Genomic DNA, 13685 nt, shown 5'->3' with positions numbered 1-13685 from the left:
GACGGACGACCGCACCCGCACCTTCCCCGACATGCCGCAGGGGCGGGTCAGCGTGCGCCGAGCAGGTGCTCGGTGGCGAGCTGCTGCAGCCGCACGAAGCCGAAGCCCTTGCCGCCGAGGTATGCGTCGGCGTCGAAGTCTTCGAGCGCGCTGCGGTCGGCGAGGAAGTCGTCGTAGCTCTCGCCGGGGTTCAGCGTCGGGGTGGCGAGCTCGTCGACCTTGGCGGCGGCGAGTGCCTCCTGCACCTCGGGGTCGGCGCGGAAGGCCGCGGCACGCTCCTTGAGGAGCAGGTAGGTGCGCATGTTGGCGGCCGCCGAGTCCCAGACTCCGGTCTCGTCCTCGGTGCGGCTGGGCTTGTAGTCGAAGTGGCGCGGACCGTCGTAGGCGGGGACGCCGCCGGGGCCGCCGTTCTCGAGCAGGTCGACGAGCGAGAAAGCGTTGTGCAGGTCGCCGTGGCCGAACACGAGATCCTGGTCGTATTTGATGCCGCGCTGACCGTTGAGGTCGATGTGGAAGAGCTTGCCGTGGTACAGCGCCTGGGCGATTCCGGCGGTGAAGTTGAGGCCCGCCATCTGCTCGTGGCCGACCTCGGGGTTCACGCCGAACAGTTCGGGACGCGCGAGGGAGCCGATGAACGCGATCGCGTGGCCGAGCGTGGGCAGCAGGATGTCGCCGCGGGGCTCGTTCGGCTTCGGCTCGATCGCGAAACGGATGTCGTAGCCCTTGTCCGTGACGTAGTCGCCGAGAAGATTGACGGCCTCGCGGTAGCGCTCCAATGCCTGACGCACGTCCTTCGCGGTGTCGTACTCGGCGCCCTCGCGGCCGCCCCACATGACGAAGGTCTTCGCCCCCAGCTCGGCGCCGAGGTCGAGTTGACGGAACACCTTGCGCAGCGCATAGCGGCGCACGTCGCGGTCGTTCGAGGTGAAGCCGCCGTCCTTGAATACCGGTGCGCTGAAGAGGTTGGTGGTGACCATGGGGACGACGAGGCCGGTGTCGGCGAGTGCGCCCTTGAGTCGGTCGATCTGTTTCTGGCGCTCGGCGTCCGTGGAGCCGAAGGCGAACAGGTCGTCGTCGTGGAACGTCAGGCCGTACGCGCCGAGCTCGGAGAGCTTCTCGACGGCATGGACGACGTCGAGGTGCGGGCGGGTCGGACCGCCGAACGGATCGGTGCCGGAGTAGTCGACCGTCCAGAGGCCGAAGGAGAACTTGTCTTCGCGGGTGGGGGTGAGAGACATGAGGATCCAGCTTCGTCGAGGAAATGTTGTGAGTGGAAACATATCATGAACGGCGAGTAGGGTGACAGAGGTCGAATCGGATGAGGAGCACACATGGCGGACAAGACGCCCGGCATCGAGAGTGTTCGTCGCGCGAACCTCGGCGCTCTGCTGAGGCTCGTGCATCGGGAGGGACCGCGGTCGCGGTCAGCTCTCACTGCCGAGACCGGATTGAACCGGTCGACCATTGCCGACCTCGTCACCGCGCTCGCCGAGCGCGGCCTTGTCGATGAGCACGGCCCTGACCCGACGAAGCGGGTGGGACGGCCGAGTCCCGTGGTCACGGCGAACCATGACATCGTCGCGATCGGCATCAACCCGGAGGTCGATGCGATCGAGATCGGCGCGGTCGGTCTCGGGAGACAAACGCGCGCCCGTGCACGTATCGATCTCGCCGACGTCCCGACCGTGAGGGATGCTGTCGCCATCGCCACCGACGTCATCACGACGTGGCTGCGGGACGAGCTCGCCGGCTGCCGGCTCATCGGCGCGGGTGTCGCGGTCCCGGGCCTGGTGCGCGCATCCGACGGACTCGTGCGGCTCGCGCCGCACCTGGACTGGCGCGACGAAGACATTGCCACGCCGCTGGCCGATGCGCTCGAGATGCCCGTGACGGTCGACAACGACGCCTCTCTCGGCGCGCAGGCCGAGTATCTGTTCGGTGCCGCACGTGAGCACCGTGACGTGGTGTACCTCAATGGCGGCGCCAGCGGTATCGGCGGCGGGCTCATCATGGACGGCACGATCATCCGCGGTACCGGCGGCTACGCGGGGGAGTGGGGGCAGACCCGGCCCGGCATCGCGAACGAGTCGCACCGTCGCACGCATGACGGCGTGTTCGAAGACGAGGTGGGTCGTGCCCGGCTCTTGGCCGCGGCCGAGTTGGTCGGTGGGGATGACGCTGCGCTCGCCGCTGCTCTCACTGTCGGCTCGGGCCCAACCGCACACGAGGAGATCGCGCGACAGCGACGGGTGCTGGCGGCGACGATCAGCAATGCCGTCAACGTGCTGAATCCCTCGATGGTCGTGCTCGGTGGTTTCCTCGGCATCCTGCGTGATCAGGACCCCGAGGGATTCGACGCTGACGTGCGTGAGCGCTCGTTGGCCGTTGCGGCGGAAGATCTGCAGATCGCTTCGGCCGCGCTCGGGCAGGACCGGCTGCTGATCGGAGCTGCCGAGGCGGCCTTCGCCCGCTTGCTTGCGGACCCGCTGGGCTGATCGCTTCTTCGGCGTCACGCAGCGTCGCTCAGATCGTGAGTGTCCAGGCGACGCTCGCGCCCATTTCCTCGGCGCGCTCGAGGTGCGCGTCGTCGATGCCACCGGTGAACACCACGGGCTCGGCGGCGAGACGGAAGCCATAGCCGGTTGTGATCGACTGCATCGCATGCTCGGCGCCGGTGGTGTCGTGACCGCCGTGGATCCAGTACGAGAAGGGGCGGCCCGTGGTCTGCTCGAGCGTCTCGTAGAACGTGGTGTCGAAGAAGTGCTTGAGGGCGCCGGAGATGTAACCGAAGTTCGCGGTCGTGCCGAAGATCACCGCATCCGCATCGAGCAGATTCTGCGCCGTGGCCTCAAGAGCTGCGCGCTCGATGACCTCCACACCCTCGCTTTCGGCCGTGCGGGCGCCCCGCAGCACGGCCGCGCTGAGCTCGGCGATGCGTGGCGTCGGAGAGTGGTGCACAACCAGCAGACGAGGCATAGGGCCACCCTAGTTCGGCGCGCACCGGGTCCAGGTCGCAGACCTTGCCGCTCTGCGCAGCTGAGAACGGCCGTATTCGCGACCTGAACAGAGGCGGTCAGTACCCGGCGCGCTCCGTCGCGTCGGCGTCGGGGATCCACTCGGCGGCGAGCTTCTCGGTCGCACGCGCGAGGATCGACACATCGGCGGCGACCAGCACGAACGTTGCGCCGGCATCGAGATAGCGGCGCGCCATGTCGGGGTTGAACGCGTTCACGCCGACCGGCTTGCCGGCGGCGCGCACCTCGGCGATGGCGCGTTCGACGGCGGCGACGACGTCGGGGTGCTCCTGCTGACCCAGCAGTCCCATCGATGCCGCGAGGTCGCTCGGCCCGACGAAGACAGCATCCACCCCGTCGACCTCGGCGATCGCTCGGGCGTTCTGCACCGCAGCATCCGTCTCGATCTGCACGCTGAGTGAGGTGATCTCGTGCGCCCGCTGCAGGTAGTTCTCGATGCGGTTGAACTGTCCGGCGCGGGCGAGCGCGCTGCCGACCCCGCGGATGCCGCGCGGCGGGTAGCGGGTCGCGGCGACGGCGGCCGCGGCATCCTCAGCGGTGTTCACCATCGGCACCAGCAGGTTCTGCGCACCGACATCGAGGACCTGCTTGATCAGGGTCGCGTCCGCCGACGGCACCCGCACGACCGGCGTGATCGGGTACGGGGCGACAGCTTGCAGCAGCGCGAGGATCGACTCCAGGCCGATCGGGCTGTGCTCGGCATCGATGAGCGTCCAGTCGAGACCGGAGCCGGCGACGATCTCCGCCGCGATCGGGCTGCCGGAGCAGATCCACGCGCCGGCCAGCGGCCGATCGACAGCGGCCAAGCGGTCGCGGAACGACGGTGCGGGCTCTACACGAAACGGCATTCGACGACTCCCATCTCGCGGTAATCACAGCGCACCTCGTCGCCCTTGTGCACCCACATCGGGCGGGTGAAGGATCCGGCGAGGATGATCTCTCCGGCCTCGAGCCGCGCCCCGTGCTGGTGGAATTTGTTCGCCAGCCACGCTACGCCGGTGGCCGGGTGGCCGAGTACGCCTGCGGCGACCCCGGTCTCTTCGATATCGCCGTTGCGCGAGAGCACGCCGGGCACCCAGCGCAGGTCGATCTCGTCCGGCCGCATGCGCACGTCGCCGAGCACCATCGCGCCGTACGCGGCGTTGTCGCTGATCGTGTCGACGATCGTTCTGCCCTCGAGCTCGATGTGCGAGTTGAGCACCTCGAGGGCAGGAACGGCGTAGTCGATCGCGGCCAGAGCGTCATCGAGCGTGCAGTCCGAGCCTGCCAACGGCTCCTTCAGCACGAACGCGAGCTCGACCTCGATGCGCACGTTCGAGAACTCGTCGAACGCGATCTCCGAGCCCGTGGGATACACCGTGTCGTCGAACATCACGCCGTAATCCGGCTCGGTGATCCCGGTCGCCTGCTGCATCGCCTTGGACGTCAGCCCGATCTTGCGGCCGACCAGCTTCCGCCCCGCGGCGAGGTTCTTGTCCCGCCATATGCCCTGAATGGCATAAGAGTCCTCGATCGTCGCATCCGGGTAGCGCGCCGTGATGCGCGGGACCACGCTGTGCGCGCGGTCGGCCTCTGCGAGTTCTTCGGCGATCTGCTCGATCGCTTCGGGTGACAGCATCCGTCCTCCTAGAGCTGGTTGCCGAGCTTGTACTCGCCCTGCTTCCATTCGGGCATCGAGTCCTCGCCCTCATCCTTGCGAGTGTACGAGAAGCCGTCGGCGCCGATCGTGACAGCCATCTCGCTGTCGTCAGTGCGAGCGACGACCTGCTGCGGATTGCCGTCGAGATCGAGCACGAGCGACCCGTCGGTGTACCACGACGGGACGACGGGGTTGCCCCACCAGTCGCGCCGCTGGTTGTCGTGCACGTCCCAGGTGACGACCGGGTTATCGGGATCGCCGGTGTAGTAGTCCTGCGTGTAGACCTCGACGCGGTGGCCGTCGGGGTCGCGCAGGTAGAGGTAGAACGCGTTGCTGACGCCGTGGCGGCCCGGGCCGCGCTCGATCGCGTCCGAGCGGCGAAGGGCGCCGAGCTTGTCGCAGATCGCGAGGATGTTGTGCTTCTCGTGCGTCGCGAAGCACACGTGGTGCATGCGCGGGCCGTCGCCGCCCGTCATCGCTGTGTCGTGCACGGTGGGCTTGCGGCGCATCCACGCGGCGTAGACGGTGCCCTCTTCGTCCTGGATGTCCTCGGTGACGCGGAAGCCGAGATCCTGCATGTACTTCACAGCGCGCGGCACGTCGGGGGTGATCTGGTTGAAGTGGTCCAGACGCACGAGCTCGCCGGGGACGTGCAGGTCGTAGCGCCACGACATCCGCTCGACGTGGTCGGACTGGTGGAAGAACTCGTATGGGAAGCCGAGCGGGTCGACCACGCGCACGGAGTCGCCGATCCCCTTGACGAACCCGCCCACCTCGCGTCGGACATCGCAGCCCAGTTCCGTGAAGAACTCGACGGCGCGGTCGAGGTCCTCCGGGGTGCGCACACGGTACGAGAACGCCCGCACCGCCGCGATCGCGCCCTTGCGCAGCACGAGGTTGTGGTGGATGAACTCTTCGGTCGAGCGCAGGTAGATCGCCTCGTCGTCTTCTTCGGTCACGTACAGGCCGAGGATGTCGACGTAGAACTGGCGGGATGCCGCGAGGTCGGTGACGATGAGTTCCATGTAGGCGCAGCGGAGGATGTCCGGCGGGGATGCCTGCGGGGTCGCGACCGGGTTGTCGGTCTCGATCGGGGCCTCCTGGCTCACGTAGTAGCCCGAGGAGGTGAGGGTCATGTCTGCACGGTTCGTCATGTCAGCATCCTTGCTAGGTGGTTCGGGTCGCGATATCTGCCGGTTTGAGCGGGCCAGAGCGGCAGAAATCGCGACCTGGAGGAGGGGTCAGTTCTTTCCGAAGACGGGGTTGTGAACCTCGCCGAGGTTGATGTGCACCGCCTGCTGGTCGGTGTAGAAGTCGATCGAGCGGTAGCCGCCCTCGTGCCCGAGACCCGAGGCCTTCACGCCGCCGAACGGGGTGCGGAGGTCCCGCACGTTGTTCGAGTTCAGCCACACCATTCCGGCCTCGACGTTGCCCGCGAAGTTGTGCGCGCGCTTGAGGTCGTTGGTCCAGATGTACGCGGCGAGGCCGTACCGGGTGTTGTTCGCCAGCTCCAGCGCCTCTTCGTCGGTGTCGAACGGCGTGATCGCGACGACCGGGCCGAAGATCTCCTCCTGGAAGATCCGGGCGTCGGGGGAGACATCGGCGAAGACAGTCGGGGCGACGTAGTTGCCGGTTTCGAAGCCCTCCGGGCGTCCGCCGCCGGCGACCAGGCGCGCCTCGGACTTGCCGATCTCGACGTAGCTCATGACCTTGTCGTAGTGCTCGGGGTGCACGAGAGCGCCGACCTCGGTGGCCGGGTCGTTCGGCAGGCCGACCTTCACGCGCTTCGCTTGCGCGGTGTAGCGCTCGACGAATTCGTCGTAGACACTGCGCTGAACGAGGATGCGGGAGCCGGCCGTGCAGCGCTCGCCGTTCAGCGAGAACACGCCGAAGATGGTCGCGTTGATCGCGGCCTCCAGATCGGCGTCTTCGAACACGACCGCGGGGGACTTGCCGCCGAGTTCCATCGACAGTCCCTTGAGGTAGGGCGCGGCGTTGGCGAAGATGATCTGCCCGGTGCGGCTCTCGCCGGTGAACGAGATGAGCGGCACGTCAGGATGCTTGACCAGCGAATCGCCGGCGAAACCCTCTTCGCCGAAACCGTTCACGAGATTGAAGACGCCCTTCGGGAGCCCTGCCTCTTCGAAAATCCCGGCCCACAGGGATGCCGACAGCGGCGTGAACTCGGCGGGCTTGAGCACCACCGTGTTGCCGGTCGCGAGCGCAGGGCCGAGCTTCCACGACTCGAGCATGAACGGCGTGTTCCACGGCGTGATGAGGCCGGCGACGCCGATCGGCTTGCGGTTGACGTAATTGATCTGGCGTCCCGGCACCTTGTAGGTGTCATCGGCCTGCGCGACGATCAGATCGGCGAAGAAGCGGAAGTTCTCGGCGGCGCGGCGGGCCTGTCCGAGCGCCTGCGTGATCGGCAGTCCCGAGTCGAATGACTCCAGTTCGGCCAGGCGCTGGTCGCGCGACTCGACGATGTCGGCGATCTTGTGCAGCACCCGCGAGCGTTCGCGGGGCAGCATCTGCGGCCATGGGCCTTCTTCGAACGCGCGCTTTGCCGCGGCGACGGCGAGGTCGATATCGGCGACCTTGCCGGATGCCGCCTGGATGTAGGTCTTATTGGTGACCGGGTCGAGCACATCGAAGGTGTCGCCGTCGATCGAGTCGACGTATTCGCCGTCGATGTAGTGCTGGATGCGGTCGGGCAGATCAGCGGGAATGCGTGAATCAGTCATTGTTCCTCCGATATCAGTGGACGGGTGCGCCGACGGCTTCGTCGGGGTATTTCTTGGTGAGGTACGCATCGAGGGTGCCCGCGTGATGATCGCGTGCAGCGCGCTCGATTTCGGCGATCGGTGCGCCGTTCTCGATGAGCGCGACGATCTGCTCGTGCTCGCGCACCGACTCGTGCGCGCGACCGGGAACGAAGCTGAACGTCGAGTCGCGCAGTCGGTTCAGCCGCTCCATCTCGGCGCCCACGAGGTCGCGCATACGCGGATTGGGGCACGGTGCGATGAGCGCGGCGTGGAACTCCTGATTGAGCCGCGTGAACGCCGACGGGTTGAAATGGTCCAGGGTCTCGATCATCTTGGCGTTGATGGCGCGTGCGATTTTCAGGTCATCGACCGTGAGGTGCGGTGCAGACAACGCGGTGGCGGTGCCCTCCAGGATGCTGAGGGCCTCCATGCTGTGCCGGTACTGCGAGTCGTCGACCATCGCGACGCGCGCGCCGACATTGTGCTCGAAGTGCACGAGCCCCTCGGCCTCGAGCTGCCGGATCGCTTCGCGCACCGGCACGACGCTCATGTCGAGTTCGCCGGCGATGCTGCCCAGCACCAGTCGGTAGCCCGGCGTGAAGCTCTGGCCAGCGATGCGCTCTTTGATCCAGAGGTACGCCTGCTGAGACTTGCTGAGGGTTTTCGTCATGCGCGCTCGCCGTCCGTCGTGCGTGACGCTTCGTACGTCGCGCGCCATTCCGCGTTCATCGGGAACAGCCCGTCGACCGGATGCCCCGCCTCGACCTGTTCGGCGATCCAGGCATCCTCGTCCTCCTGGGCGAGCGTGGCGTCGACGACCTCAGCGGCGATGGACGGCGGGATGACGACCACGCCGTCTCCGTCGCCGACGATGATGTCGCCGGGCTGCACGGCTGCGCCGCCGCATCCGATCGTGACATCCAGTTCCCACGGCACGTGCTTGCGGCCGAGCACCGAGGGGTGCGCGCCCTGCGAGAACACCGGCAGGCCGATGCGGGTGACCTCGTCGAAGTCGCGCACGCCGCCGTCGGTGACGACGCCTGCCGCACCGCGTGCCTGGGCGCGCAGGGCGAGGATGTCGCCGAGGGTGCCGGTCGTGGCATCCCCTCGTGCTTCGATGACGATGATCTCGCCGTCGCCGACCGCGTCGAACAGTCGCTTCTGCGCGTTGTAGCCGCCGCCGTGAGTATTGAACAGGTCTTCTCGAGCCGGAATGAAGCGCAGCGTGCGGGCGGTGCCGACGATCTTCGTGCCGGGAAGATTGGCGCTGACGCCGTCGATGAAGCAGTGGTGGAGGCCGCGCTTGCGCAGCTGCGACGAGAGGCCCGCGGTTGGCGCCTTCTCGAGCTTGGCGCGCAGGTCAGGGGAGAGGCCGGTGGACCCGGACGCGATCCCGGCCTCCTCTGCTGACCCCCACGCTTCGGTGCGCTGCTTGTCGTCGACGGTCGGCAAAGATCCGAGCGTCTCGTCGAACGGCACATCGCCCTGCGTGACCGTGGTCACCAGGCGCCCCGAGGTCGGCGCGCCCGGTGCGTTCGGGGCATCGACCGCGACCTCGACGACGTCGCCGGGAACGATCACCGACGACCCGGCGGGCGTGCCGGTGAGGATCACATCGCCGGTCTCGAGCGTGAAGTGCTGCGAAAGATCGGCGACGAACTGCGCGAGCGGGAAGATGAGCCCGGCAGAGTCGTCGTCCTGACGCAGCTCGCCGTTGACCCAGGTGCGCACGCGGATGGCTGCGGGGTCGACAGTCTGCGCATCGATGAGGTTCGGGCCGAGCGGGGTGTAGCCGTCGCCGCCCTTGGAGCGGACGTTCGAGCCCTTGTCGTTCGCGCGCAGATCGTAGAGGCCGAGATCGTTCGCCGCGGTGACCGATGCCACGTGCGACCAGGCGTTCTCGAGGCTGACGCGGCGAGCGGGCGTGCCGATCACGAGGGCGATCTCGCCTTCGAAGGCGAGCAGCTCGGTGCCGGCGGGGCGTTCGACCGTACCGCCGGATGCTGCGATGGAGCTGGCGACCTTGAAGAAGTAGGAGGGGTGTGCAGGGCGCCGGCCGCGCTGATCGGCTCGGGATGCGTAGCTGAGGTGGATCGCGATGATCTTGCCGGGGCGGGCGATCTGGTCTGTCACGTTGTGCGCCTCCTTGCGTCTGAATCATCGGCCTTGTGCGATGTATTTGAAATCGTATATCATCCTGACAACGGGTGGCAAGCATCGCTTCCAGGCGAAGAGAACACCCGGACAACGACGTCTCTCAAGGAGCTTCAATGACTGATCAGCCCGGCTTCACACCGACCGGCACCATCGCCGGTGCCGCAGACCGGCGACGCGTGGTGTTCGCCACGGTCGTGGGAACCACCGTCGAGTGGTACGACTTCTTCATCTACGCAACCGCGGTCGGACTCGTGTTCGGCCAGCTGTTCTTCTCCGCACTCGGCACGAACACCGTCATCCTCGGGTTCGCGACCGTGGGCATCAGCTTCCTGTTCCGTCCGCTGGGCGCGTTCCTCGCCGGCCACTTCGGTGACAAGCTCGGCCGCAAGCGCGTGCTGATGTGGACGCTCATCTTGATGGGCGCGGCCACCGCGCTGATCGGCGTGCTGCCCACCGCCGAGGTCATCGGCGTCGGCGCCCCGATCATGCTCGTTCTGCTGCGCATCCTGCAGGGCATCTCGGCCGGTGGCGAGTGGGGCGGTGCTGTGCTGATGGCCGTCGAGCACGCCCCCAAGCGCAAGCGCGGCATCTTCGGCGCCTCGCCGCAGATCGGCGTCCCGCTCGGGCTGCTGCTGGCATCGGGCGTCATGGCGATCATGACCGCGATCGCCCCGGGTGATCAGTTCCTCGCCTGGGGCTGGCGCATTCCGTTCCTGCTCAGCGTCGTGCTGATCCTCATCGGCTACTACGTGCGCCGCAACGTCGAGGAGAGCCCCGTGTTCGCCGAACTCGCCGCGCGCAAGGAGAAGGCGAAGATGCCGATCGTGCAGCTGTTCCGCAAGCACACGCTGCTCGTCGTCATCGCAGCCCTGGTCTTCGCGGGCAACAACGCCGTCGGCTACATGACCACGGGCGGGTACATCCAGGGCTACGCGACCGACCCCGAGGGGCACATCGGCCTCGACCGCGGGCCGGTGCTCTGGGCCGTCACCGGGTCGGCTGTCACGTGGCTCCTGACGACGCTGCTCGCCGGATGGGTCTCCGACAGGATCGGCAGACGAAACACCTACATCGCCGGGTGGATCCTGCAGCTCGGCGGCGTCTTCTTGCTGTTCCCGCTGGTGAACACGGCGAACGTCGGGCTGCTGTTCCTCGGGCTTGCCGTCCTCACGATCGGGCTCGGGTTCACCTACGGCCCGCAGGCCGCGCTGTACACGGAGCTGTTCCCGGCATCCATCCGCTTCTCCGGAGTGTCGATCTCGTACGCGATCGGCGCGATCGTCGGCGGCGCGTTCGCCCCGACCATCGCCGCGGCGATCGTCGATGCCACCGGCTCGACCGAGATGGTCACCTGGTACCTCGCCGGCATGACGGTGATCGGACTGATTGCAACGCTCCTGCTCCGCGACCGCAGCGGCATCCCGCTCGGCCCGGACCACGAGGAAGAGCAGTCGGTCAGTCCGATCCGCGGCCTCGCCAGGGCCTGACAGATCTCTGGGGCGGATGCTGCGGCATCCGCCCCAGAACCGAAGGGTTCGCAAGAACCAAGAAGGAGTTCCGATGCAGTTCCATCACCACGGCTATGTCTCCGAGGACCCGCGCACCATCGCGGCGGCGGGCACCGGTGTCGATCGCCCCGCCGATCTGCCGGATGAGATGGACGTGCTCATCGTCGGCTCTGGTCCCGCCGGCATGCTGCTGGCCGCACAGATGTCGCAGTTCCCCGGCATCACCACGCGGATCATCGAAAAGCGCGACGGTCGCCTCGTGCTCGGTCAGGCCGACGGCATCCAGCCGCGCAGCGTCGAGACGTTCCAGGCTTTCGGTTTCGCCGAGCGGATCACCGCCGAGGCGTACAACATCGCCTACATGAACTTCTGGAACCCGGATCCGGAGAACCCCGACAACATCGTCCGCACCACGCGCACTGAGGACTACGGGCTGAAGATCAGCGAGTTCCCGCACCTCATCGTGAACCAGGCGCGCGTGCTCGACTACTTCGCCGAGGCCGCAGCGCACGGCCCGGGGCGCATCGTTCCCGACTACGGCGTCGAGTTCCTCGGGCTCACCGTGCACGACGATGGCGAGTTCCCCGTCGAGGTGCGCGTTCAGGATGCCGCGGGGGAGCGCACCGTCCGCGCGAAGTACGTCGTCGGCTGCGACGGCGCCCGCAGCGGCGTGCGCGAGGCCATCGGCCGCACCCACGTCGGCGAATTCGCGGCCCACGCGTGGGGCGTCATGGATGTGCTCGTCAACACCGACTTCCCCGACTGGCGCACCAAGTGCGCGATCAACGCGAAGGCGGGGAACATCCTGCACATCCCGCGCGAGGGCGGGTACCTCAGCCGGGTGTACGTCGATCTCGGTGAGGTCGCCTCCGACGACAATCATCGGGTGCGTCAGACGCCGATCGAGAAGGTCATCGAGAAGGCCAATGAGATCCTGCACCCCTACACGCTCGATGTGAAAGAGATCGCCTGGCACAGCGTGTACGAGGTCGGGCACCGCGTCACGGACGGCTTCGACGACGCCCTGGACTCAGACCGTTCGCCGCGGGTCTTCCTCACCGGCGATGCCTGCCACACGCACAGCGCGAAGGCAGGGCAAGGTATGAACGTCTCGATGCAGGACGGTTTCAACCTCGGCTGGAAGCTCGGAGCGGTGCTCACGGAGCGTTCGCCGGAGAGCCTGCTGGCCACGTACTCTGCCGAGCGGCAGCCCGTCGCGCAGCACCTCATCGACTTCGACCGCGAGTGGTCGTCACTCATGGCCCGCAAGCCCGAGGAGATCTCGGACCCGCAGGAGCTGTCGAACTACTACCTCGCGACGGCCGAGTTCCCGTCCGGGTTCATGACGCATTACACGCCCTCGGCGATCACCGGCGGTAGCGAGCACCAGGCGCTCGCCGCAGGATTCCCGATCGGGCGGCGGTTCAAGTCGTCCGAGGTCGTGCGGGTCAGCGACGGAAACGCCGTGCACCTCGGCCACCACGCGAAGGCCGATGGCCGCTGGCGCGTGTACGCGTTCGCGGATGCCGGGGGCGCACGCCTGCGCGAGTGGGCATCGGCTGTCGAGCCGCTGATCGCGCGCGTCACGCCGGCGGATGCCGATGTGGATGCCGTCATCGACGCGAAGGTCATCTACCAGGAGGCGTTCGACGAGCTCGACGTGCTGTCGGCACCGTCGCTGTTCGTGCCGCGCACCGGTCCGCTCGGGCTCATCGACTGGGAGAAGGTCTACGCCGCGACGCCGAACGCGTGGTGCCCGACGGACATCTTCGACGAGCGCGAGCTCGCGCGGGACGGCGTGGTCGTCGTCGTGCGGCCGGACCAGTACGTGGCCGCCGTGCTGCCGCTGGATGGCGTCGCCGAGCTCGACGCATTCCTGCAGGGTGTCTTCCTCGCGGTCTGAGTCGTATGCCCGCTGTTCAGGTCGCAGAAACCGCCGGTGTGGCACCCGCCAGAGCGGCAACGTTTGCGACCTGAACTGTGGGCGTCGTTATTCTCGTCTCATGGTTCGGATCACAACGCTGGGCTCGGATGAGGCAACGGGGCGCCGATCGGCACTGTTGCTTCCCGGGGTCAATTACACCGCGCAGGCGCCGCTTTTGTATTGGTCCACCGCGGTGCTCCTCTCGGCGGGCTGGCACATCCGCATCGCGGATTGGGAAGAAGGCGATCGGGCGCACGCGACCCCACAGGACTTGATCGAGCACGTGTTCGAACTCAACGCGGCAGAAGGAGCCGGGACGCTCGACCTCGTTGTCGCGAAGTCGCTCGGGACTCTCGCTCTGCCGCGGTGCATCGACGAGAACATCGCCGGCGTCTGGCTGACACCGCTTCTCAACAGGAGCGAGGTCGCCGCGGCGCTGCTCACAGCCGACCGGCGTCACCTGGCAGTGGGCGGTACGAACGACCGGCACTGGATTCCGGAGGCCGTCCAGGGCACAGCCGCCGAACTGGTCAGCGTCGAGGGCGCTGACCACGCCCTGCTCCACGATGACTGGCGCGAGTCCATGCGCACGTCGAACGACATCGCCGAGCGCATCGCCGCTCATCTCGCCAGTCTGTGAACTGCCCCGAAGCAGGA

12 protein-coding genes are annotated in these 13685 nt (G+C 67.3%); 4 read left to right on the top strand and 8 right to left on the bottom strand.

Going from position 1 to position 13685, the window contains the following annotated elements; all coding sequences use genetic code 11:
• Nucleotides 1-47: 47 nt before the first annotated feature.
• Nucleotides 48-1238, bottom strand: coding sequence for a xylose isomerase (gene xylA / locus ACTICP_RS00415; RefSeq protein WP_441888392.1), 1191 nt, complete (start codon nt 1236-1238; stop codon nt 48-50).
• A gap of 93 nt (nt 1239-1331) precedes the next feature.
• Between xylA and ACTICP_RS00410 the strand changes: the two genes are divergently transcribed.
• A complete protein-coding gene (locus ACTICP_RS00410) occupies nt 1332-2495 on the top strand; it encodes an ROK family protein (protein WP_441888390.1) in 1164 nt (387 codons plus the stop codon).
• Nucleotides 2496-2523: 28 nt separating this feature from the next.
• On the opposite strand, the gene ACTICP_RS00405 is transcribed toward ACTICP_RS00410, so the two are convergent.
• The 7 genes from ACTICP_RS00405 to ACTICP_RS00375 all read right to left on the bottom strand — a co-directional run bounded on the left by ACTICP_RS00405 (nt 2524) and on the right by ACTICP_RS00375 (nt 9572).
• The gene (locus ACTICP_RS00405; RefSeq protein ID WP_441888388.1) at nt 2524-2976 is read right to left on the bottom strand and encodes a flavodoxin family protein; all 453 of its coding nucleotides are present in this window, start codon (nt 2974-2976) and stop codon (nt 2524-2526) included.
• 97 nt (nt 2977-3073) lie between these two features.
• A complete protein-coding gene (locus ACTICP_RS00400; RefSeq protein WP_441888386.1) occupies nt 3074-3883 on the bottom strand; it encodes an HpcH/HpaI aldolase family protein in 810 nt (269 codons plus the stop codon).
• Nucleotides 3868-4653 carry a 2-keto-4-pentenoate hydratase gene (locus ACTICP_RS00395; RefSeq protein ID WP_441888384.1) on the bottom strand — a complete coding sequence of 262 codons (786 nt, stop codon included), beginning with the start codon at nt 4651-4653 and terminating at the stop codon, nt 3868-3870. The genes ACTICP_RS00400 and ACTICP_RS00395 overlap by 16 nt, the downstream gene beginning before the upstream one ends.
• A gap of 8 nt (nt 4654-4661) precedes the next feature.
• Nucleotides 4662-5828, bottom strand: a complete 1167-nt coding sequence (gene hpaD / locus ACTICP_RS00390; RefSeq protein WP_441888382.1) for a 3,4-dihydroxyphenylacetate 2,3-dioxygenase — start codon at nt 5826-5828, stop codon at nt 4662-4664.
• A gap of 87 nt (nt 5829-5915) precedes the next feature.
• On the bottom strand, nt 5916-7418 hold the full coding sequence (gene hpaE / locus ACTICP_RS00385) for a 5-carboxymethyl-2-hydroxymuconate semialdehyde dehydrogenase (RefSeq protein WP_441888380.1): 1503 nt from the start codon (nt 7416-7418) through the stop codon (nt 5916-5918).
• A 13-nt stretch (nt 7419-7431) separates the two neighbouring features.
• Nucleotides 7432-8109 carry a GntR family transcriptional regulator gene (locus ACTICP_RS00380; RefSeq protein WP_441888378.1) on the bottom strand — a complete coding sequence of 226 codons (678 nt, stop codon included), beginning with the start codon at nt 8107-8109 and terminating at the stop codon, nt 7432-7434.
• Nucleotides 8106-9572, bottom strand: a complete 1467-nt coding sequence (locus ACTICP_RS00375) for a fumarylacetoacetate hydrolase family protein (protein ID WP_441888376.1) — start codon at nt 9570-9572, stop codon at nt 8106-8108. Before ACTICP_RS00375 ends, ACTICP_RS00380 begins: the two co-directional genes overlap by 4 nt.
• Before the next feature lie 137 nt (nt 9573-9709).
• Between ACTICP_RS00375 and ACTICP_RS00370 the strand changes: the two genes are divergently transcribed.
• The 3 genes from ACTICP_RS00370 to ACTICP_RS00360 all read left to right on the top strand — a co-directional run bounded on the left by ACTICP_RS00370 (nt 9710) and on the right by ACTICP_RS00360 (nt 13668).
• Nucleotides 9710-11083, top strand: a complete 1374-nt coding sequence (locus ACTICP_RS00370; protein ID WP_441888374.1) for an MFS transporter — start codon at nt 9710-9712, stop codon at nt 11081-11083.
• A gap of 73 nt (nt 11084-11156) precedes the next feature.
• Nucleotides 11157-13007 carry an FAD-dependent monooxygenase gene (locus ACTICP_RS00365; protein ID WP_441888372.1) on the top strand — a complete coding sequence of 617 codons (1851 nt, stop codon included), beginning with the start codon at nt 11157-11159 and terminating at the stop codon, nt 13005-13007.
• Between the two features lie 100 nt (nt 13008-13107).
• The gene (locus ACTICP_RS00360; RefSeq protein ID WP_206476831.1) at nt 13108-13668 is read left to right on the top strand and encodes a hypothetical protein; all 561 of its coding nucleotides are present in this window, start codon (nt 13108-13110) and stop codon (nt 13666-13668) included.
• Nucleotides 13669-13685: the final 17 nt, after the last annotated feature.

Source organism: Microbacterium sp. (genome assembly GCF_052102115.1).
Classification (GTDB): Bacteria; Actinomycetota; Actinomycetes; order Actinomycetales; family Microbacteriaceae; genus Microbacterium.
The sequence above is the reverse complement of the archived record's forward strand: the minus strand, read 5'-3'. Positions and strand labels throughout refer to the sequence as shown.